Genomic DNA, 21,147 nt, shown 5'->3' on the forward strand with positions numbered 1-21,147 from the left:
TTCTAAAAATAAGACAATAAAGGCCGGGATTTCCGGCCTTTGTTTTTTGTTAGAAGTCGCTATACAACGTTGGTGCTGCTGGCGGATACTCTATTGGTTGCCAACGATCATTAAAGGTGTACTTGGCATAAAGCATGAAATGGTTTGGTGTATAAAACTCAGAACGTTGTACATCGACTAACGCACCAAGATACCAACGTTTGCTGACTCGCTTTTCCACCGCCGCTTGCAACGACGTACCAAAACCACCACCTTTGTCTGACTCCGCTACTGTCGATAAGTATGGCGCGTCTTCCTTAGTCCAAGAGTTAGAGACGGATGCACTCAATTGATATGACCAAGAACTGTTGTATCGGCCATAAAAGTTGATAGGTAAAGACACCGAGAAGTGACTTTGCGGGCTGTAGTAGCCACCGTGACCTAGCGTGTACTCACCCAGATTTTTGTCGTAATCAAGGTACATTAAGTTCGTACCTATACTTAAACGCTGGTCATCCGTTGCAATTAACTTGTAGTAAGCTCCACCTAGCACGCCTAAACGAGTGTTGTCCTCAACCTTTTCACCAGTCAAAACATGATACTGCAAGCTACTCCAAAAGCCGTAAGGGCCACCAATGTCCCAACTTGAGCTCAACTTCACACCAGTACGAGCAACTCCGCCCCATTTAGTCCCTTGAGGGTCAGTCGTGCCGCTAGGGACAGACATTCCAGCATAAGAAAGCGCGCTACTGGTCTCTGGGCGACGCGAAGCTTCTGCCGTCCAACCGAACTCACCCAGGTCCCCATTGATGCGCACACCACCAACCCATGTGGTATGGTCGAAACCAATTGGTGTCGTGCCGATATCGACCAACCAATCTTCAGCCTGCCAGCCCACTCCAAATGCCATACCTGATGCGTCATTTTGGAACGAAGTGCTGTCAGAATCGGTGGTTTTTTCATAATAGTCCAACTGACCTGAATCGATAGAAACATAATCGGCTTTTAGCAACAGGTGCCCATCCCAGCTCTCTATCGGGATTCGGGCTTCTATGGGCACTTGATTCGAAGTATTACGGCCATCTCGTGCACTGTAATCCCAGCCAATCATGACATGCCCATCACTCCGATCATGCAGTTTATCGATGTCCGATTTGACGTTACGAGTCAACCAGTAGTCGTCAGCAGTATCATATAGCTCGCGTAAGCTTAGGGGTTCTTTTTTCGCCTCTTCAGGTTCACGATTTTTATCCATTCGGTCACGATTTAAGGCTTGATAGGCGCGTGTTTCAGCTAACGCCCACTGTTGATTTTCCATTGCTATAGACATGCTATTGCGAAATGCTAATGCGTCAGCATCAGGCATCGCATCCAACAACTGATTTAGCGCATTAGCGTCATTTCGATAGCCTTGTTGATTAAACACCGCGGCCACTGTCATCAACTGTGCCGCAGTTAAGCTATCGCGCTTTTTATTCAAAATGAGGTGCATGTCGTGATACGTCGCTTCATATCCAGTCAAAGCACTAGCTTGCAACATGCCAATTTCTGCTTGAGTTTTAAATGGCTCAGGCTTTAAAGAAACTTGTTCATACAAATCCAACGCAAGCTTAGGCTGTTGATTAACCAGCATCAGATCCGCTTGACTCAACAGTCGACGGGTTTTGAGTTCATCAAGCTGTAATGCTTCCGAAGCACTTAAATCTTGTGTTGCGGAATTTAATGCTAAGCTCGCATACCAACTATCAAAATCTTCAAAGTGATTCAAGCTTACCATCATGCTGCCGTAAGCCAGTTTGTCATCGGTTGACCAATCTTCTGCAAACGAAATGCTTTGGAAAATCCTCTCAGCTTCCTTAACTTCATCAATGTCTAACCACGCACTCACTAGACGAGCGAGCGGTTGAATTTGACCTTGATAATCCGACTCTAGCGCACGTAATGTCGCCGTTACTGATTCAGGAGAAGCTAAGTAACGCGTTTGAATCTCTCTCAACTGAGCATCAAGCTTCAAGCGAGTTAAATTGCGCTGCATTGCGTCTGTCATGTCATGTTGTGCGATGCTCTCTAGCTCAGCGATGGCCTCATTCACTTTGAAGTCCTGCGCGAGATAAAGCGCGTAAGCAAATTTCATTTCAGGGTCATTACTAGATGTAGCCCAATTGGACATCAGCGTATCCGCGCGTACTTTGTCGCCCATTGAATGAATAACATCAGCAATATCAAGCCTTAACCATGGGGAGGTTGGTTGTAGCGCTATCAATCCCTCTACGGACGCTTTCATCGTTGCCTGATCATTTTGAGCGATTGCGATCCGCAGACGAGTCAAAATAACTTCCGACTTGATGCTCGCTATTTTTTCCGCGACCACTTTTTGCTGTGGGGCAGAGTAACTGCGCGCGAGTGCTTCCGCGCCAGACCAATCTTGCTGCTGGAGCGATTGCGATCCGCAGACGAGTCAAAATAACTTCCGACTTGATGCTCGCTATTTTTTCCGCGACCACTTTTTGCTGTGGGGCAGAGTAACTGCGCGCGAGTGCTTCCGCGCCAGACCAATCTTGCTGCTGAATACGAACATCTAAACGACCACGCAATGCAGAGCTATTGCTACTGTCCAGTTGCAAAGCTTGTTTGAAAACCTTCTCTGCCGCGGCATAATTTTCTCGTACAAGATACAAAGAGCCTAATGATGAATAAGCATAAGGTTGGGATTTATCTACTTGAATCGCTTTGTGATAAACGCTTTCTGCTTGCTTAAACTGGCCTTTTTCGACCAAGGCATCACCTTGATCAAGATACGCCCAATATTGAGACGTCTCGATTAGCGCTGCCCATTTTGAGGCCGAGTCAGGATTATGATCTAAGCGCTGAGCCTGTTTAAAGTATTCGAGCGCTTTTTGCTGCTGCCCTCTACGTAGATAAACCTTACCCATAGCACCGAGCAATTCAGGATCTCGCGGACGAGTCGTCAACGCATAACGCAGCTGAGCTTCTGCTTGGTCGGTTTTATCTTCCTCGAGCAACGTTAACCCTTTGAGCTTAGCGAGATAGGTGGGGTCTTTGCGTAGTTCCTTTTCCTTTTTCCAGCGATCTTTCGCGCTTTGATTCGCTCTTTGAATCTCCATGTCAGACGGGTAGTAACTAGCTAAAATGGCATATTGCTGAACAACTTGATCTGAAATAGGCAATTGATCCAATGCACGCAACCACGACGTTGCCGCATTTGTTCCAACCGAAGGAGCAAGCGCTAACTTTTTATAGGTATCGAGAATCCATGGATCGGCAGGATTCTCTTTGCGAATGTGGTTGGCTAACGCGAGTTGAAAATACGGAACACTAGGATAATTTGCATTTAAACGTTCCAGTCCCTGTTTTACCGAGCTCCAACTGCCAGGCAAATTACTTTGCAACTGTAGGAATTCAAGTTGTAACGCTGGTGATGGCATTCCATTTGGAAAAAGAGCTTTGTAAGCTTGAATCGCTTCATCGTAACGACCAGATTTTGCAAGCAACTGGGCGCGCTGATAATCCGCTCTTTTCTCTCCCTGAATGGCCATAATCGATGACAAGTTTTTCGCTTGAGGCGAATGAGGCGCCTGCCTGATTAAGCGCTCAAATACGGGTTTTGCTAATTCTGGCTGCTTACGTTTCAGATACATATTTGCTTGATAGAAAAGCCCCGTTGGATTGCTTTCTTCAATCGCGAACAGCCTCTCTAGAGTACTCTCGACAATATCATCTCGGCCAATCGCATCTGCTAGTTTTAGCTGCTCAACTAACCACTCAACCGAGTCAACTCGTGCTAATGATGTGGAAAATTGAACCAGCTCGATAGGTTTGTAGACCTGTGCGAGCTGCGACTTTGTCAGAGGTTTTGAACTAAAGCTTTCTGCATGCACAGTGCCGACGCCACCAGTCGCCAAAGCAACCAGTGGAATCCACCATAACGCGCGTCCTGTTACTGACATCTCTCGCTCCATACAGGAAGCAATTCACCTTGCACACCAAAACGGTAACGTTCTTCATGCCAACCAAGCCCAAATAGACTTAATACGTTGTCGTAATAATGATCGTTTTTGTCCACCACAAGTTCATTTTGAGCACGACGAAACTGCGTCTCCAACAGCGTAGATTCACCAGAAGCCGCGAGTAACGGAAGAGCCGCAGCAGAAAAACCTGCGCTTCCTGCTTGGGTATATTTACCCGTTTCAGTATTTACTTCTCTCGCTGGCGCACCAAGGGCTTTGGTTGCCGCGACAAACGGCTGCATTTTTTGTACTAATACTGCTTTTTCTGAAACTTGGTCATTTAACATGCCAGCCCAGAGATAAGTGCGAATCGCGTTGTAACTGCCCACCGACCCTGTAACCACATCTGAGCTATAACGACCATTTCTCAATACTGCCCAGTCTGGGCTAAAGCCAGCTGGCATCGTTTTCTCTAGCATGTGAACACTTGCCTTATACATTGAGTCCCAGTTGTATTGCGGGTACAGCGACTGCATACGAGCAATCAGTTGTAACGGAACATAACTCGGATTCACACGGTACTGGCCGTCGGCATCAAAGCCCGTTGGAGCTGGCAACAATACCGTTCCAACTCCCGCTATGTTGACGGTTTCTTCACGTAAAATACGACTCGCGATCAGATGTCCAAGGGTCTGATAGTAGTAGTTATTCCATAATCTCCCCGCCTCAACAAGGGAGTAAGCTATCCACAAATCAGAATCTGACGCTGGGTTAGAATCCAAGACTCCGAACTGACCATTTTCTTTTCTTCCCCACAACCAAGCAGGAAGCCTTGCCGTCAAATCCCCACCAGCCAAATGTGATTGAGTCCATTTTAAAACCTGATCGAAGGTTTTAGGGTCATTGGCAACCAAGGCAAAGAACAATGCGTAAGATTGGCCTTCTGAGGTTGTAATCATACGCTCGTCACTGCCATCAACGACTCGGCCTTGCTCCATGTATACCGACTTAAATGTTTCCCATTGTGGCCACTCGCAGGTGTTAGCCCACAAGTAAGGAGACACGAACAACATAAGGAACGAGATGAGTTTTTTCATTATTCCTCTTCCTCAGTTTTTTCTAAACGTCTAGACGCGACTTGACGTAATACGCGCCAAAGCACAATGGTTACGATCACCACTAGCAAGGCGGCAAAGCACGCAACGATGACTGGGTGATTAGAGAAGTGATACCAAACGAGCTGCCATACAGGAAGCTTACCGACATAGTAGTGCGAACCCACGTTGTAGCTTGCTACTTCGTTATTTCTCAACGTCACCACCGAGCCAAACATGTGCTCCACTTTACCGGAGTCAGCCAACGCGCGATCAACCGACGAAAAATCTGACGGGTGAGCCGCCATAATAGAAATGACGCTGCGTTTTTTCGTAAATGGCGATTCTGCACCATAAATAGCAGCAAAAGAGCCTTCTGCCTCAACAGAAACATAATCCGCGGCCACTTGACGAGCATCACTTGGACTCATCCAGTTCATTCCGAGCTGCTTTTCATTTTTGCTTGGCAGGCGAATTTGTCTCTGACCTTCTTTAACCACTAAGTTAACTTGGTCAGGGTTATTAGCGGCTTCTTCTAGTGCATCCACAACACCAATCGTCAGGATGTCTTTATTTTTTAGTTGCTCAGCATTCCATTTATCTGTCAAAAGCACCTGAATACCTGGGTACCCAGAATCACTTCCTAACGAGCCCATGACGTTTAAGAAGGTCTGCAACACTTCTTTTGGCGCTCTCTCTGGAACAACAATCGCAGTTTCTGACAAATCGGCCATGCGTGTGTAAGGGAAGCCAGAAGTAGCAAAAGCGCGCATATTTGGCATTTCGATGTAGTGAGGGAAACCACTAAAATCAACCGTAGAGTCACCATCAATGACCGCGTATTGCTTACTTGGCTGCGTCACCTGACATTGCCCATCAGTCACCGACGCAAAACCAAACTCAAACTCAACTTGGTTTTTACTGCCAACCTTAAAGGCCGGAATACGAACAAGCGCATCACCACTCAGAATACTGTCATCTAACAAAGGAACACGCACACGGTTAGACTCACCACCCTGGCCTTTTGTGGTTAAGTTGAACGCCTCAATGAACTGGTCATTGATGCTCAAGGTCAGACGAGAACCAGAATGATCCACAGCAGGTGGCGAATAACGATAGTTAAGATCCATCGGTATGCCACGGCTCTGCCAAGTAAAGAGATCGGGTGGTAAGCGTAAACTCACGTTGATTGGAGGAGGCGTTCGACCTTCCACTTGCAGCATACTGTTTTGTTCGACTAACTCAGATAATGCAACAGGACGAGCGGTACTCACCCAGTTTGGCGCATCGTACGGGACTCGTGGTTTGATTTGTTTGACTTTACTAATCTTCGCGATTGGCCCAGTAAGAAGTTGGTTACCCAACGCTAAACCTTGCACCGCAACGTTAAGATCCTTACTGTCACGACCAATCACCAAGAGAAGCTTCACGTACGGGTCAGTTGGGTGAGTAATCACTTGAAGACGAGGTCCGTCCGTATCTGGAAAATCTCTCAGAAACTCAGGTTTGTTGTCATTGGTAACAAAGACAATGGCATTGCGCTTAGGTAACCTGTCGAAACTAAAAGGGAACTGAGCACCACGCCAACCCGCAAGAGCACCAAAGTAAGAGCTCAAGACCCCGGCCGCTTTGACTTCGTCCAGATCGTATTTGTTGCCCATTACGATGGGCAGATTTAACTGATTAAAGTCACGCGCATCAAAAAACGGTGCAGGCAACAAGCTCAAGTCACTTTCCAGTAATGTCTTTTGGGCAAACACTTCAATTCGGCTGCTTTGGCTAATCTCAGCCCAAATGCTCGGGTCATTCGGGTTGGAACATATTTTCTGAGTATCACCGATCAACTCGAAGCGAATTTGGTTGTAGTTGCTGAAGTAACGAGTATCCAGCGGCATCGATAAGCTCAACTTTTTACCTTGCTGACCATCGACGATTGACGTCACTCCCATAAGCTCGTTGTTCAAATACACTTTGACGTGAGAAACCAAAGAGAGCAAGGCTGGTGAAGGTGTGATGTCAAAGTGCAACGTGGCTTTTGACACCACCTCATCGAGTCGAGAGCCGAAACCTATGTAAGCACTGTCCTCACTGCCTTGAATATCAATTGAGCCGTTGTAACCCAATTGACTAAATGGAATGACGCGCTTAAATACGGTCGAACTCTCAGCATCTTGCTGTGCCAGTAGCGTTGGTTGATGCTGATTTACTTCTTGTGCCGCGAGACTGCCCGACATACACATGAGAGTGATAGCCGTCGTCAACGCCGTTAGTTTTTTATTATTTAGCATGACTTGAGGTCCTGATTGGGACATAACGAGGTCTTAGTGACCAAATAAATTCGATACAAAATAAAAGTGCATCCACACTGGCCTGAACAAACTTAGGACAATGTTGCAGCAAGCGTTTGTATCCATTAAAGCCGACTTGCAGTACAGCCTGCATACTCGATAGAGGCTTATCTGATTGATAGCCTTGTTGCCATTTCGCCCACGTATCTGCACGTGCAAATGTACATTGGACGTATTGGATTTGTTGTTGATGAGACAATTCGTTGAGTTGTAAACCAAATATCCCCTTATGAGCATAGGCAACCGTCATCGGGAACACGAATTCTTGACCACCGCGATTGAGGATCACTTCTAAGGTTTGGCCAAGTAGGTACGCACAGGTTGGTTCATCGACTCCGTCTATTTCAATGCGCACGCCACCCAAAGAGAAATCCTTCATCTGCGCTTGAATCAAGTGCCCCGAGTGAAGCCTTACCGCGACAGGAATCGCCACCTCTACTCGGTGATCTTTTCGCACTTGTTTGGCTTCTACCGCAACGGCGACAGCGGCACCTAAAATCAACAAGTTGTACATCGTCCAAACGAGGTTCACGATAACCGTACCGATTTCGTCTTGAGGCCCCCACCCCATTCGGTAAATCCCTACAGCAAAGCCCAGAATGTTGAGTGCAACCAAAACCAAATATGGTCGGGAGATCACCCAATCGTAGTGAGATTTTTCAACCAAACCGCCTTTTGCCGTTACGTTGAATGTCCCTTTATGGGGTGCAAACAAAGCCACCGTTGTTGGCCTTGCGATATACCAAGCAAGCACGGTTTCGTATACCTCACCCCAGAACGAATAACGGTAGTCACCCTGCATACGAGAGTTGGTCATGCTCGCGTGGATCATATGAGGCAATACGTACAAAATGATCGCCAGCGCTGGCGCATAAATCACGTAGGAATGTAGCAACAAATAAGCCAATGGTGCGATCAGGAATACTATCCTCGGGATACCAGATAGAAAGTGCAGCATGGCATTGACGTAACAAAGCCGTTGAGAGAGCTTAAGACCCTTTCCAGTCAATGGATTATCTACCCTAAATATCTGCGCCATCCCGCGAGCCCAACGAATACGTTGCCCAACGTGTGCAGACAATGTCTCTGTCGCCAAACCAGCAGAAATCGGCTGCTTAAGATATGCAGAACGATAGCCTAAACGGTGCATGCGCAAAGAAGTGTGCGCATCTTCCGTCACGGTTTCGACTGCAATACCACCGACTTCCTCTAAAGGCTCTCGACGTAAAATAGCGCACGAGCCACAGAAGAAAGTTGCATCCCATAAGTCGTTACCATCTTGAATCAAGCCGTAAAACAAGTTGCCTTCGTTTGGCACGTTACGAAAGTTCGATAAGTTACGCTCAAAAGGATCCGGAGAGAAGAAATGGTGCGGCGTCTGAATAAGCGCCAACTTTGGATCTTTCAGGAACATCCCCATTGTGAGCTGAAAGAATGCTCGTGTAGGAATATGGTCACAGTCAAAAATTGCAACAAACTCACCGCTGGTCTGCTTCAACGCATAGTTAATGTTACCAGCTTTCGCATGTTCATTCGTTGGGCGGCGGATGTAGTTCACCCCTACACTTTTGGCGAAATCTCGGAAGCTATCACGCTTGCCGTCATCCAGAATGTGGATGTTGAGTTTGTCTTTCGGCCAATCGACACCTAACGAGGCATAAACCGTCGCTTTCACGACATCAAGATCTTCGTTGTAAGTAGGGATCATCAAGTCAATAGTTGGCCAAGTTGACTGATCCGGTGGCATCGATACTGGTTTGCGATTCAATGGCCAGATATTTTGGAAATAGCCAAGCATCAGCACAATCCAAGAATACGTCTCAGCTAGAAGTAAAACGCCCCCTAGAAACAAAGCAACAGGATCGTCCCAGTTCAGGGTAGACGAATAACGCCACCACAAGTATCGACATGAGGCCGTAACCGACAAGATGATCAAAAGCATGGTAGGAAAACGACCCGGCATGCGACGAACCATCATCGCTAATGCCCAGAGTAACAACACAAAGACAGTCTGAGCTTGATAACCAAATGGCACCGTAAAACACAGCAAAGCGATTAACACCACGAAAAACAGCAAGGTGTAGTTCAACGCCATCGCTGACTTACTTGCTTTAATACGCTCTCGAACTTGTGGATCTTTGATGTTGTTCGCTGTCTGTTCTAACCAGCGGACGCTTTTTGCAACCAATTCAAATGGCAAGTAGAACGCATTGCGAATTTGTTCGGCTAAAGTCATCGCTAAGCTGCTGGTTTTTTTGGACCATGCTGTATTTACGTTTTGCTTGAAGCAAAGTAACCACACGCATTGGATAACAAAACGCACAGGATCAAACCATCTCGGCGCAGCAAAATTAACGTTTGGATAGTAAACCAAAGGCAGTTTCCATGAGGGAACACCCGAAATAACCGGCTTTAAAAATACAAAGCTCAATGAAAACCAAAAAGACAAAGCACACTCACCAACCCAGTTTGTTTTGCAATTCCAGACTTGCTCGTAAGCTTTCTTCTGTAGTCTGAATTGGTCCACTACCCAGCGTTGGAAAATCAAATTAAGACTTCGCATAAATTAGCTTTGGTCCTGAGCGCTTGATAACGCTGATACACACCAAAAAGCAAAAGACTGAAAATCTTTTGCGGCTTGACTCGATGGCGAATAGTGTTGAACGGTCGTCAGGTTTGCCACACATTCAAGCAATGCCGTATCTCGATGAATCGAAACAGGAATCAACGATTCGCTAAGTTCCTTTTTCAGCACCAACATGAAATCACGACCAATTTCGGTTTCTGGCAGATACTTATTCACCAAAAAACGTAATTTGTCAGAGCGAAGCAATCTCGATAGATCTTCATGTTGTAGCCAAGATTGAAGAGAGAGATAACTCAGGGCATCTGCCGTTACCACCACCACAATCATATCCATTGAGTCGACAAAAGATCGCACTTCAGGATCAGTAAGCTCTGCTAAGTCGGCGTGAAAAAGCAGCCACTGCTCACCACGGTTTTCGCTCACTTGCAACGTCATTTCACCTAGCATTGATAGGTAGTGAGAACGCTCGTTAAAGAACGCTTTTAACTGCTCAGAATTCAGATGGCCAAACGGTAAAAAAAGTGCACCTTGTGGGCTTTCATAACCAGCCTGGGTCCAAGGTTTATCTGAAAGAAGTTGTTTCGCCCAGCCATCTTTCTCTTCCTGGGGCAAGCCAAGATGAGTTTGCAGTAAACTGTTAGGCACCACCTCAATGGCCAGTACCTGTTTGTTTATCTTAACTAATGCTTGTGCCAAGTTCGCAGCGACGGTAGTTGAGCCACAACCACCTTTTAAACTAACAAAAAGAAGGCGTTTCATATCGCTTCCGTTTCTAAACCTTTCTGCTTATTACGCACTTGAGGCAGAGCATTACGAGCACTGTTGGCTTGAAAGACCAACCACTTATTTTTAGCTTGCACGTAAGACTCGTTTTCTGTTGTTTCAATATACTTATGTTGAGATAAGTTATAAGAAGAGTAGATCGAATTAATATCTTTTGCAGACTCAGTCATAACATTTTTTCACAATATAACGGTGTTTAAACTGCGGTAATGGCAATCCCGCCAGTTACTCTTTGCAGTATATACCCGTTCAACTTGAAGATACAGGTTTCAATATCTGAAAATTATCCGTAATTCTGGATACGAGTGTACCTGCAACTTCTGGTAACGTTACATCGAAAAACTCTTTGATGGCTGAAGTAAATTCTGGCTTGGAGGAGAAGTAAATATTGTTCCTCACATGCTCATTCATCACTTTCCAAAGCCGCTCTATTGGATTTAAATTTGGACTGTAAGGCGGTAAGTAATGAAGCTCGATATTGAGCACTTTTGCCGCATTTTTCACCAACTCTGACTGATAATAGGCGGCACCATCAAGCACTAGGTGAACTTTTTGCTCCAACGGATAATGCTCCTTTTTGAGCTTCCAGAAGAAGCGAACAATGCTCTCGCTGTTTATCGTGTCATACGTGTCTGTCACCGTTGCGCCAATATTTTGAAGCGGTAACGCACCGATAATATTAAGACGAGTTCGACTGCCTGTTGTCTCAATCACTTTGTCTTGGCCTTTACGTATCCAGCCATAACTGAGTTTTGTTGACTGCGTAGGATGAACGGCATCCATAAATAACACAGGGTCTTCGCTGTTTCTTAGCGTCTCGTTGTAGTATTCGATAAAGGCTTGCTGCATCTCTGGATTAAACTTGTGCGGTACACCTTTCGGCTTCTTATATGAAAAGCCGTGATGATGTAGCTATTTGTTCATGCCTGCAACGGTATAGCGAATACCAAACTCGGCTTTCACATAAGCGACTATTTGATGGGTATGAAAGTACGTCTTCTCAGATAAATGTTCGATAAGCTGCATGGTTTGCTCAGCAGAAAGTCGGCTCTGGCTACCACCATTTTCAGGCTTAAGTTTTTCAGAGAGGACATAGTCACTGAGATGACGAGCAACGGTCGATTCATGAATACGAAGCGCTTGAGAAATCATCGTTTGACTCCAGCCTTCAGACGCAAGTAAAACCGCTTTGATGCGGTCACGCACTCGACCATCACGAGTTGAATCGTGCATCACTTCGAGTTGTTGTTTCTGTTGAGGAGTCAGTATTATTTTCATGGTGCGTAGCATGATCCTGCTTTAAGGAAAAATCAAGCATCTTCAATGATCACGGGTATAAATTCCATTGTTGAAAAATTGACGCATCGACCTATGCGTCTCATATTTACAGAATGCTAATGAATGTGAACAGGGTTATTTATAGTTCACATAATTAATAAATCCCTAAATGATGTTTGACTCTGAGGAATCCCCTGATGATTTTAAGAAAAATCATCAATTTAAGCTGGATACACATCTTGTCATGTGATCAAATGATTTCGCCAAAAAACAACAACCAGACAACAAGATGTGCGAACTCAATATCCTACACGATTCTCTTTACCAATTCTGCCCTGAACTCCACTTAAAGCGACTCAATAGCTTAATGTTGGCCTGTCGGGCTTTGCTCGATAGCAAAAAACTGACACTCACTGAACTTGGACGCAACTTGCCCAACCAAGCGAGAACAAAGCACAACATTAAGCGCATGGACCGATTACTCGGCAACCGACACCTACATAAAGAACGTCTTGCTGTCTATCGATGGCACGCCAGCTTTGTTTGTTCAGGCAATCCCATGCCCGTGGTCTTAGTCGATTGGTCTGATATTCGTGAACACAAACGATTGATGGCGTTACGGGCATCCATTGCACTCCATGGCCGCTCTATCACTCTCTATGAAAAAGCGTTTCCTTTATCTGAGCAATGCTCTAAATCAGCACATGACCAGTTTCTAGCGGATTTGGCCAGCATCTTACCGCCTAATGTCACTCCTCTCATCGTCAGCGATGCTGGATTTAAGGTGCCTTGGTTCAAATCCGTTGAAAAGCATGGTTGGTTTTGGTTAGGTAGAATACGTGGCAAGGTTCAGTTTGCTGAACTTGGCTCTGAGAACTGGGATCCAATCAGTAAGTTGCACACTCAGGCATCCAGTAGACCTAAAACTTTAGGCTACAAAAAACTCACTAAGAGCAATCCAATCCATTGCCACATGGCACTCTATAAGTCGTTACCTAAAGGCAGAAAAAACCAACGCTCGACACGAACTAACTGCCATCATCCATCACCGAAAATATACTCTACCGCTTACTATCAGCCCATCGGACTCTCTGCTGAGGAGATCACGTTACGACGTATGATTGACGAAATTCATCTGCAGTATCCGTTTATGGGCAGTCGGCGCATTCGAACTGAGCTGGCTAAAAAGGGCCATAGCGTTAATCGTAAGCGTGTTGTTCGACTCATGCGCGATATGGGGGTTGGGGCGATTTATCCCAAGCCCAAAACGACGCTGGCTAACAAAGCACACAAGGTGTATCCCTACCTGTTGCGTGATATCGAAGTCACTTACCCAAACCAAGCTTGGGCGATTGATATCACGTACAGTGTGCCCGGAGTTCAGGGCTAGCATGGACGCTTAAATTGAACCACGAGTCTATCTGAAATCCACAGATTACGAGACATGAAGTTGACAGACTGTGGCTGCGCTGGGTTGTGACAGCGTATGAGTCTGGGCGGCAGTGACTTACCGATGCTGGTAAGGTGATGTAACCCGCTGACAACGGGGAGTGAGGCGAACTCGTTAAGCCAAGATGCTCCTCTAGACTGAGTATTGGACGGATGAAGAACATGAACTGATTAACCCGCATCTATGGGCTGAAATGTCGCCACCGCCTACACGAGTTATCAGGCGGTATGATGCTGTGTGATTGATAGAGGTATGGTCAATACACACCGATTTAAAGAGGAAATGTAAGCCTCTGAAATGGAAAGAAGTGTTATCACAAGTCAACTTCTTAGCATCATCACCTTACAGAACGATAAGGTTAAAGACTGCGATCAGCATCCACCCCAATATGGTTGAGTTCAGATAGGTAAACCGGGGAAGGTCTGTTTGAATGTAAAGGGAGCACGCCCCCGATGACAAACAGGCTGACGGAGTTCTCAGAAGTGGACCCCGATGGTTGGACACATAAGCTAATTTCTTAAGTGGTTGATCTTGCTCATGCAGCGTATCTTTGTCTGCCGAAGTAGACTTCATCAGGAGTGAGGTCATTGAGTCCTTGATGATTACGCTCTTCATTATAAAACACCATGTAGTGACCGATTTCAAGCTCTGCCTCTCGGGGTGTGGTGTACGCTTTTAAATAAACCTCCTCATATTTTAGGCTTCGCCATAGTCGTTCGATAAAGACATTATCAACCCAGCGACCTTTTCCATCCATGCTGATCCGTACTCCGTGGTCAAGTAACTTCTCCGTGAAGTCAGTACTGGTGAACTGGCTACCCTGATCGGAGTTAAAGATATCAGGCGGCCCGTAATGTTGAAGCGCGTCTTCAAGAGCCTCAATGCAAAAGCTTGTATCCATGGTGTTCGATAAGCGCCAAGACAACACTTTACGGCTATACCAGTCGATAATGGCGACTAGGTACAGGAACCCTTTAGCCATTGGGATGTACGTGATATCAATAGCCCAAGCTTGGTTCGGGTAAGTGACTTCAATATCACGTAACAGGTAGGGGTAAACCTTGTGAGCTTTATTCGCCAGTGTTGTTTTTGGCTTGGGATAAATCGCTCCAATGCCCATATCTCGCATGATCCGAACAATACGCTTGCGATTAACGTTGTGGCCCTTTTTAGCCAGCTCGGTTCGAATACGCCTACTGCCCATGAACGGATATTGAAGGTGGATTTCGTCAATCATACGACGTAATTCAATCTCTTCAACAGAGAGTCCGACAGGCTGATAATAAGCCGTAGAGCGAGCAACATTAAGAAGCTCGCACTGACGCTTTATTGGTAACAGGGTGGATTTATCCAGCGAACTTTTTCGCTGTGCTCGGTCTAGCGACCGAGCACTTTGGCCAAAAAATCATTTTCCATGGTCAATTGACCGATCTTGGCGTGGAGTTTGTCCACTTCTTCGGAGCTGTCCTTGCCCGACTGAGTTTCAGAAGCAAAAATCATGGCAGCATTTTCAAGCAACTCTTTTTTCCATGTTGAGATTTGGTTAGGGTGCAGGTTGTACTTCTGCGCTAACTCAGCAACAGTTTTATCACCTTTGGCGGCAGCAAGTGCCACTTTAGCTTTGAACTCAGGAGAGTGGTTTCTACGTTTTCTAGTCATAATCTGTTCCAGTATTGTTGGGTACTATCAAAACAGATCAATCACTTAAAGTCATGTCCGAAAATTGGGGACCACTTCTCTCGTAGTAGTCTGGGATGGGGAAAGCCCATTACATGGCGAAGGGGAACAGCTTAATTAACTTGTGTCAGCGAACTAGCTGACTGCAATAAGGTGAAGACCTTTGATAATCAGTGAAATGCAGCACAAGCTAGCAACATGGACAGCAGACGATAAAACCCGTAGGGTCAATCGCCTGCTTCGGCTAATCTCTCATCCTGACTGGCTATACCATGCAGCAGAGAAAACACTCTCTTCCAAAGGAGCCAGAACACCGGGAGTGGATGGTGTAACTAAACATCATCTGCAAGGGAAATTGGGCGACTATCTACGCAAGCTCAGGCTGGAACTACAATCCGGTAATTACCAGCCTATGCCCGCTAGACGCATCTATATACCTAAAGCAAATGGGAAACAACGCCCGCTGGGCATTCCAACCCTGCGTGATCGCATAGTCCAACGGGCGATGCTGATGGCAATGGAGCCGATATGGGAAACTGATTTCCACTCATTATCTTATGGCTTCAGACCAGAGCGCAGCGTCCACCATGCGATCCGCACAGTCAGATTACAGCTCACTGACAGTACAGACACTCGTGGTCGATGGGTAATCGAAGGTGACCTATCCAGTTACTTCGATACCGTACACCATAGACTGTTGATGAAGTGTGTACGTAAGCGGATAAGCTGCAATGGTTTTCTTGATTTACTCTGGCGTTTTATCAAGTCAGGGCATGTTGAGAGAAACTTGTTCTGTGCAACGCATCAGGGTGTACCTCAGGGCGGCGTCATCTCTCCATTATTGTCGAATATCATGCTTAATGAGTTCGATCAGTATCTTCATCAACGCTATCTGAGTAAGAAAGCTCGCAAAGACCGATGGTATCTAAACAACAGCATAAAAATAGGACGCCGTTCAGCAATTGAGAATAACTGGCAGTGGCAACCAGCGGCTGCCTACTGTCGTTATGCCGATGACTTTGTTCTCATAGTCAAAGGGACAAAACAAGATGCTGAAAATATCCGAGACGAATGTCGACAGTTCCTTGAGGGGAAGTTAAAGCTCACTCTGAATATGGAGAAAACCCATATTACACACGTGAACGATGGCTTCGTCTTCTTGGGGCATCGGATTATCCGAAAACGTGGTCCTAGAGGAAACATGCGAGTCGTTACCACGATACCAAAGGTTAAGGCGAAAGCATTCACTCATGCGTTAGTAAAAGAGCTTTCAGGGGACTTTAGTTGCAGCATGATAGACAAGGTTGAGAAGATAAACCAGAAGCTCAGTGGGTGGTCGCAGTTCTATCGCCACACTGACTTCACTGCAATGACTTATGGTCGGATAGATAGAGTGGTGTTTTGGAAACTGGCACTCTGGTTGGCAAGCAAGTATAAATGTCGTATCAAAGCACTGTTGAAGAAATGGTGTAAGCGTCCGGAGCCGAAGAAGGCCAAAACATGGGTGCTCTTCGGTAGAACGAATCAGGGGCATCTGTGTGGTATCTCCCTGTTCCGGCTTGTGAGTAGCCAAAAGATGCCGTTCAAGTGGCGTCTTCCAGCAACCAATCCCTATCTTCTGACGGAAGCCAGAAACACAGTTACTTCAAGATACTCAGATGTTACTATGGCCGTTGGCCTTGATTAAGCGGAGAGCCGTATGCGCTGAAAGGTGCACGTACGGTTCGGAGAGGAGAGGCAGAGAGATAGTTCGACTACGCTCTGTCTCTTACTCTACTCCCGATGGCGAAGGGGTTCCTGTACCTCGTTGCGATTATCGACTGGTATAGCCGCAAAGTGCTGGCTTGGCGACTATCCAACACCATGGACACGAGTTTTTGTATCGAAGCGCTTGAGGAAGCGCTGAAGCATTATGGGCCACCTGATATCTTTAACTCAGATCAAGGCAGCCAGTTTACCAGCACAGAGTTCACACAGAAGTTAATTGAACATGACATACGTATAAGCATGGACGGGAAAGGCCGCTGGGTTGACAATGTTTTCATTGAGCGATTATGGCGAAGCCTGAAATATGAGGAGGTTTACTTAAAGGCTTATACCACGCCCCGTGAAGCCGAGCTTGAAATCGGCAACTACATGGTGTTTTATAATGAAGAGCGTAACCATCAAGGACTGAATAACCTCACTCCTGATGAGGCCTACTTCGGTAGGCAAAGATACGCAGCATGAGCTGGGTCAACCACTTAAGAATTTAGCTTATGTGTCCAACCAGCGGGGTCCACTTCTTTGTAATTATCCATTTACGATATATAAGCACAAAGAATAATTTACTAGTAAATCATAGACTTGCAAATTATTGAGTTTAAACTTATAAACATCATATGAAGCAATGCTATAACTATTTTAATTTTTGATCAATTTCGTTTAATATCTCGGCGTCATTTTCTTGTCGCCAAGAAAAGTAACATTGTAACGATTAGCATACAGCGGATTGTAAGCCACAACGCACAACAACAGTAAACCATTGATTATAAGGCCTTTTGATGTCAGCAATCTCCGGGTTATCCGCAATTACTTCTGAACGAGAGATAAATTCTGTTTATGTAAACTTATTTACACATAAGCAAATGGTTATTGATTATTTGTTCAGTACGCTACCAGCAAATAACAACACTTCACTTGCAAGCTTTACAGACAAGGAAACTTTTTTGTCTGCATTGAATGATGAGGCCTTATGCAAATTCAATGACTTATCTAAAAATTATCTTGAACAGTGTTTTTTTCTTAGCCACAAATTCACAAATAAAGCGCCAAACGCTATAAAGCTTGCAAAAGATATTCATCAAACAAATATAAAGAAACTCTCTACATATATATTAGTAGTTCCAGATTCACTGGTATCATCAAGTGACGATTATTTTGTAAGTATTTTCCTACAAAACTTAAATGAACTGGCAAATAATAAAAAACTCACTATTAGTGTTTGTATATATGGGCATCTGACGACTTCACTATTAAAGCCCATTCTGATTTCTCATAATAGATACATTGCAGGTTTGGCGACCATGACATCATTAGATGACGCTCGCTACTGCTATCTTGTGGATTTTTGGTCCAATAAACACGGTGTAATTTCCCAAGACGAGTACCTTCTCTCTAGCACTAAAGATAAGAAGCTAAAAGCAACGCCTTACGAAACGCATCAATCTCGTGTCATACCGGAAGACAAATCGGATAGTGATAGAATATATATCAGTAGAAGAGCCTTCAGAGAAAACGAGAAAGCCCCAAAAGGGATGCGTATGGCCGAGAGTAATCAAGAACTCATAGCGATGTTAAACAACCCTCGCTCTTCAACTATTGTTTTCAGCTGTGATAACCAAAGCGAAGTTCAACAGATCGCGTTAGATTGCTACCGTTTAAGGTCCGCATATGGTCGTCAGCTAAAGATTATTGTCAGGGAGACCCAACAATGTCTGAGATATGCAGATGAAAAGTTCTTACTTCGCGCGGGGGCGAACTTCATTTCACATGCGCAGATCCCCCATATGCGCTTTATGACTCAGGTTGAAGCAATTCAAGGCCAAATGCTTACACGCCCAATTCCTGACAGTTTAGAGGCGCTCTTAAAGTATGACCTTAAGTTTGGTAGCAAAGGCTACTTACAAAACCAGGACTTTAACCAATACTGTATTGACGTCATTTCCCATTCAACACACTCAAGTGTGAACTTTGCGCTCATCAAGCTGAACTTATTGCCAGGCATGACGGCAGAGGAATGTTTACGTCTTTGCCATGTTCGAAGAGATGGCGACGTTGTGACAGCCTGCAAAAAAGCTCTATATGTCTTGTTCAGTGCTATTCGACAAAGCGATATTGATATTGCACTAAACAATATATTTGAGTTTCCAGTGAGAGACTTGTTTCACTCAACTCACACGTTTGATACTCAATTAGATATCGAAACAGAGCTAAAATTCATCGTTCAAGATGAAGCCGTCATATCCGATGACGTTTCAACCTTGACGACAGAGAGGGAAATATTCCATACCACCACCAATTCCATGGTTGATGTTCTCCCTTTGTTTGCTGTCAAAAAGGCCATTGATCTTAAGGAAAGTTCATGAATATTAACGACTTTTTACTGACCGCGAGTATCAGCTTAGGTATTGGCCTACTCCTAGGATACTTTCTTCGTGACCTAGTAAACGCAACCACACGCTTTTACCACAAGCACTTAAAACGCTCGCGCTATTTTGAGCTAGATACATCAGCCACTAACACCAAGAAGCTTAAGTAATGACATCGCATTCTCATGACTCTACCCCCTTCACTATAGGATTGGGCTGGTGGAACATTTACTTTATCGCAAAAATAGCGCTCTATTTTCAGGGAATCATCGATTTCCACCCAATGGAAAACTTTGCGCTGTTGATCTTCATCCTGCTGCCAATCTCGATAAAAAGCCTAAATACGGTGCGTCATATCGTTGTATTTGTCGCCGCAGCGTGGCTCTTGCATTACGATTCTTATCTCCCTCCGCTAGACCGTCTTTGGGCTCAAGCGGGACAATTAATGCAGTTTGAATTGAGTTATCTGGTCGAACTTTTGGGACGATTTTTATCATTCCAAGCAATTCTCGGATTGCTCGCTTTGTGTGGTGCGTACTTTATTTTGAGCAAGTTCGTTAGAGTTTCAGTCTTTGTGGTTATTGCTATGATCTATATAAGTATGCCAATGACGACGGAACTTCCGACAACAGTGGCTGCAGAAGTAACTCAACAACAGCCACCAACCGAGGTTACTGCTAGCAAACAACCTCAAATAACGGAAATTAACGATGCAAGTCTCAACACGTTAACTGCAGATTTCTTTTCTAAAGAAGCTTCTCGACGTGTGATATTCGATACCAGCAGCGCAATGGATGCTCCTTTTGATTTGTTGTTCTTGAGTATTTGTTCGGTCGCGTGGGATGACATCGAAATTGCAGGACTGGCCGATCATCCTCTGTTCAAAGAGTTTGACATCATGTTCGACAATTTTAGTTCCGCTACGTCATACAGCGGGCCTGCGGTCATTCGTCTACTACGAGCCAATTGCGGTCAACAGGAACACAGTCAACTGTTCCAACCCGCACCTTCAAAACAGTGCTACTTGTTCGAAAGTTTGAAAGAGCTAGGCTTCAAAGAAAATTTACTGATGAACCACAATGGTGTCTTCGATAGCTTCCTTGAATTGATCAAGAAAGACGGCGACTTACAAGCGGCTCTTATGTCTCAAGAAGGTTTGGCTCCTTACCAAAAATCTTTTGATGGCTCTTCGATCTTCCGCGATAAGCAAGTACTGGATAACTGGTGGCTGCAAAGACTTAACAGTAGTGACGACAAAGTCGTGGCACTCTACAACTCAATTTCACTGCACGATGGCAACCGGATCATCAATACGAATTCAAGCACATCCATTGCTAGCTACAAAATGCGCCTTAAGAATTTGCTTGATGATCTCTATGCGTTCTTTAAAACCTTAGAGTCCTCAAAGCGCAACATTGTTGTGGCCTTGGTACCGGAACATGGTGGTGGTATGCGAGGAGACCGAATGCAAATTTCAGGTATGCGAGAAATTCCTGCGCCAACGATCGTTCACACCCCGGTAGGAATTAAAATCTTCGGAGAAGGAATTCAACGTCAGGGCAGCACAGAACACGTCAATGCGCCATCTAGCTATCTGGCGTTGTCACAGCTCGTGTCGAATATTCTGGATAAAAACATTTATCAAAGTAAGACGTTTAGCCCTTCAATATTGACGGAGAATCTACCAGAAACACGCATTGTCGCGCAGAACTCCGGTTCTACTGTGATTGAAGTACAAGGGAAGTATTATGTTTCTCTTGATGGTTCTAGTTGGATTGAATACCCAACAAAGTAGTCCCAACTAAACCATACGATGCTGCCTAAGGCCGGAATTTCCGGCCTTTGTTTTGCCT

General features: G+C 45.2%; 12 protein-coding genes and 3 pseudogenes. 6 read left to right on the top strand and 9 right to left on the bottom strand.

Annotation, left to right across the window (positions count from 1 at the left end; translation table 11 throughout):
- Positions 1–49: 49 nt before the first annotated feature.
- From DBX26_RS11490 to DBX26_RS11525, 8 genes and pseudogenes are all read right to left on the bottom strand, one after another.
- Entirely contained in the window at positions 50–2,308 is a 2,259-nt protein-coding gene (locus tag DBX26_RS11490) for a cellulose biosynthesis protein BcsC (RefSeq protein WP_216826650.1), read from the bottom strand.
- Positions 2,274–3,947 (bottom strand): tetratricopeptide repeat protein, encoded by a 1,674-nt coding sequence (locus DBX26_RS25800; protein ID WP_216826651.1) that lies wholly within the window; start codon positions 3,945–3,947, stop codon positions 2,274–2,276. Before DBX26_RS25800 ends, DBX26_RS11490 begins: the two co-directional genes overlap by 35 nt.
- On the bottom strand, positions 3,938–5,044 hold the full coding sequence (gene bcsZ / locus DBX26_RS11500) for a cellulose synthase complex periplasmic endoglucanase BcsZ (RefSeq protein WP_118119216.1): 1,107 nt from the start codon (positions 5,042–5,044) through the stop codon (positions 3,938–3,940). The genes DBX26_RS25800 and bcsZ overlap by 10 nt, the downstream gene beginning before the upstream one ends.
- Positions 5,044–7,329: a cellulose biosynthesis cyclic di-GMP-binding regulatory protein BcsB gene (gene bcsB, locus DBX26_RS11505; protein ID WP_118119218.1), complete on the bottom strand. Its 2,286-nt coding sequence runs from the start codon at positions 7,327–7,329 to the stop codon at positions 5,044–5,046. The genes bcsZ and bcsB overlap by 1 nt, the downstream gene beginning before the upstream one ends.
- Complete coding sequence (gene bcsA / locus DBX26_RS11510) at positions 7,319–9,952, bottom strand: UDP-forming cellulose synthase catalytic subunit (protein ID WP_118119221.1); 2,634 nt, start codon at positions 9,950–9,952, stop codon at positions 7,319–7,321. Before bcsA ends, bcsB begins: the two co-directional genes overlap by 11 nt.
- Before the next feature lie 3 nt (positions 9,953–9,955).
- Entirely contained in the window at positions 9,956–10,735 is a 780-nt protein-coding gene (gene bcsQ / locus DBX26_RS11515; RefSeq protein ID WP_097371336.1) for a cellulose biosynthesis protein BcsQ, read from the bottom strand.
- Positions 10,732–10,929, bottom strand: coding sequence for a hypothetical protein (locus DBX26_RS11520; RefSeq protein ID WP_025499879.1), 198 nt, complete (start codon positions 10,927–10,929; stop codon positions 10,732–10,734). The genes bcsQ and DBX26_RS11520 overlap by 4 nt, the downstream gene beginning before the upstream one ends.
- A gap of 79 nt (positions 10,930–11,008) precedes the next feature.
- Positions 11,009–12,037 (bottom strand): annotated as a pseudogene (locus DBX26_RS11525) (IS630 family transposase).
- 289 nt (positions 12,038–12,326) lie between these two features.
- On the opposite strand from DBX26_RS11525, the pseudogene DBX26_RS11535 reads away from it, so the two are divergent.
- Positions 12,327–13,403 (top strand): annotated as a pseudogene (locus DBX26_RS11535) (IS4 family transposase); the annotation flags it as partial.
- A gap of 619 nt (positions 13,404–14,022) precedes the next feature.
- Here the strand turns inward: DBX26_RS11535 and DBX26_RS11545 are convergent.
- Positions 14,023–15,146 (bottom strand): IS3 family transposase gene (locus tag DBX26_RS11545; protein ID WP_115389043.1). Its coding sequence is split into 2 segments (ribosomal slippage): positions 14,023–14,894 and positions 14,894–15,146, totalling 1,125 coding nucleotides; the frame shifts between segments, so codons are not numbered across the junction.
- A gap of 181 nt (positions 15,147–15,327) precedes the next feature.
- Between DBX26_RS11545 and ltrA the strand changes: the two genes are divergently transcribed.
- From ltrA to bcsG, 5 genes and pseudogenes are all read left to right on the top strand, one after another.
- A complete protein-coding gene (ltrA, locus tag DBX26_RS11550) occupies positions 15,328–16,851 on the top strand; it encodes a group II intron reverse transcriptase/maturase (RefSeq protein WP_118119225.1) in 1,524 nt (507 codons plus the stop codon).
- 68 nt (positions 16,852–16,919) lie between these two features.
- Positions 16,920–17,393 (top strand): annotated as a pseudogene (locus DBX26_RS11555) (IS3 family transposase); the annotation flags it as partial.
- A gap of 314 nt (positions 17,394–17,707) precedes the next feature.
- Complete coding sequence (gene bcsE, locus DBX26_RS11560) at positions 17,708–19,291, top strand: cellulose biosynthesis protein BcsE (RefSeq protein ID WP_118119227.1); 1,584 nt, start codon at positions 17,708–17,710, stop codon at positions 19,289–19,291.
- On the top strand, positions 19,288–19,464 hold the full coding sequence (locus DBX26_RS25470) for a hypothetical protein (RefSeq protein WP_020840228.1): 177 nt from the start codon (positions 19,288–19,290) through the stop codon (positions 19,462–19,464). Before bcsE ends, DBX26_RS25470 begins: the two co-directional genes overlap by 4 nt.
- Positions 19,464–21,089, top strand: a complete 1,626-nt coding sequence (gene bcsG / locus DBX26_RS11565) for a cellulose biosynthesis protein BcsG (protein WP_118119229.1) — start codon at positions 19,464–19,466, stop codon at positions 21,087–21,089. The genes DBX26_RS25470 and bcsG overlap by 1 nt, the downstream gene beginning before the upstream one ends.
- Positions 21,090–21,147 lie beyond the last annotated feature (58 nt).

This window comes from Vibrio sp. dhg, assembly GCF_003443775.1.
Taxonomy (GTDB): domain Bacteria; phylum Pseudomonadota; class Gammaproteobacteria; order Enterobacterales; family Vibrionaceae; genus Vibrio; species Vibrio natriegens.

Excerpts from the sequence above, each read along its gene's own strand:
- DBX26_RS25800 (WP_216826651.1), bottom strand. The coding sequence starts at position 3,947 with ATGTCAGTAACAGGACGCGCGTTATGGTGGATTCCACTGGTTGCTTTG.
- DBX26_RS11520 (WP_025499879.1), bottom strand. The coding sequence starts at position 10,929 with ATGACTGAGTCTGCAAAAGATATTAATTCGATCTACTCTTCTTATAAC.
- bcsE (WP_118119227.1), top strand. The coding sequence starts at position 17,708 with ATGTCAGCAATCTCCGGGTTATCCGCAATTACTTCTGAACGAGAGATA.
- bcsZ (WP_118119216.1), bottom strand. The coding sequence starts at position 5,044 with ATGAAAAAACTCATCTCGTTCCTTATGTTGTTCGTGTCTCCTTACTTG.
- DBX26_RS25470 (WP_020840228.1), top strand. The coding sequence starts at position 19,288 with ATGAATATTAACGACTTTTTACTGACCGCGAGTATCAGCTTAGGTATT.
- bcsA (WP_118119221.1), bottom strand. The coding sequence starts at position 9,952 with ATGCGAAGTCTTAATTTGATTTTCCAACGCTGGGTAGTGGACCAATTC.
- bcsQ (WP_097371336.1), bottom strand. The coding sequence starts at position 10,735 with ATGAAACGCCTTCTTTTTGTTAGTTTAAAAGGTGGTTGTGGCTCAACT.
- bcsG (WP_118119229.1), top strand. The coding sequence starts at position 19,464 with ATGACATCGCATTCTCATGACTCTACCCCCTTCACTATAGGATTGGGC.
- bcsB (WP_118119218.1), bottom strand. The coding sequence starts at position 7,329 with ATGCTAAATAATAAAAAACTAACGGCGTTGACGACGGCTATCACTCTC.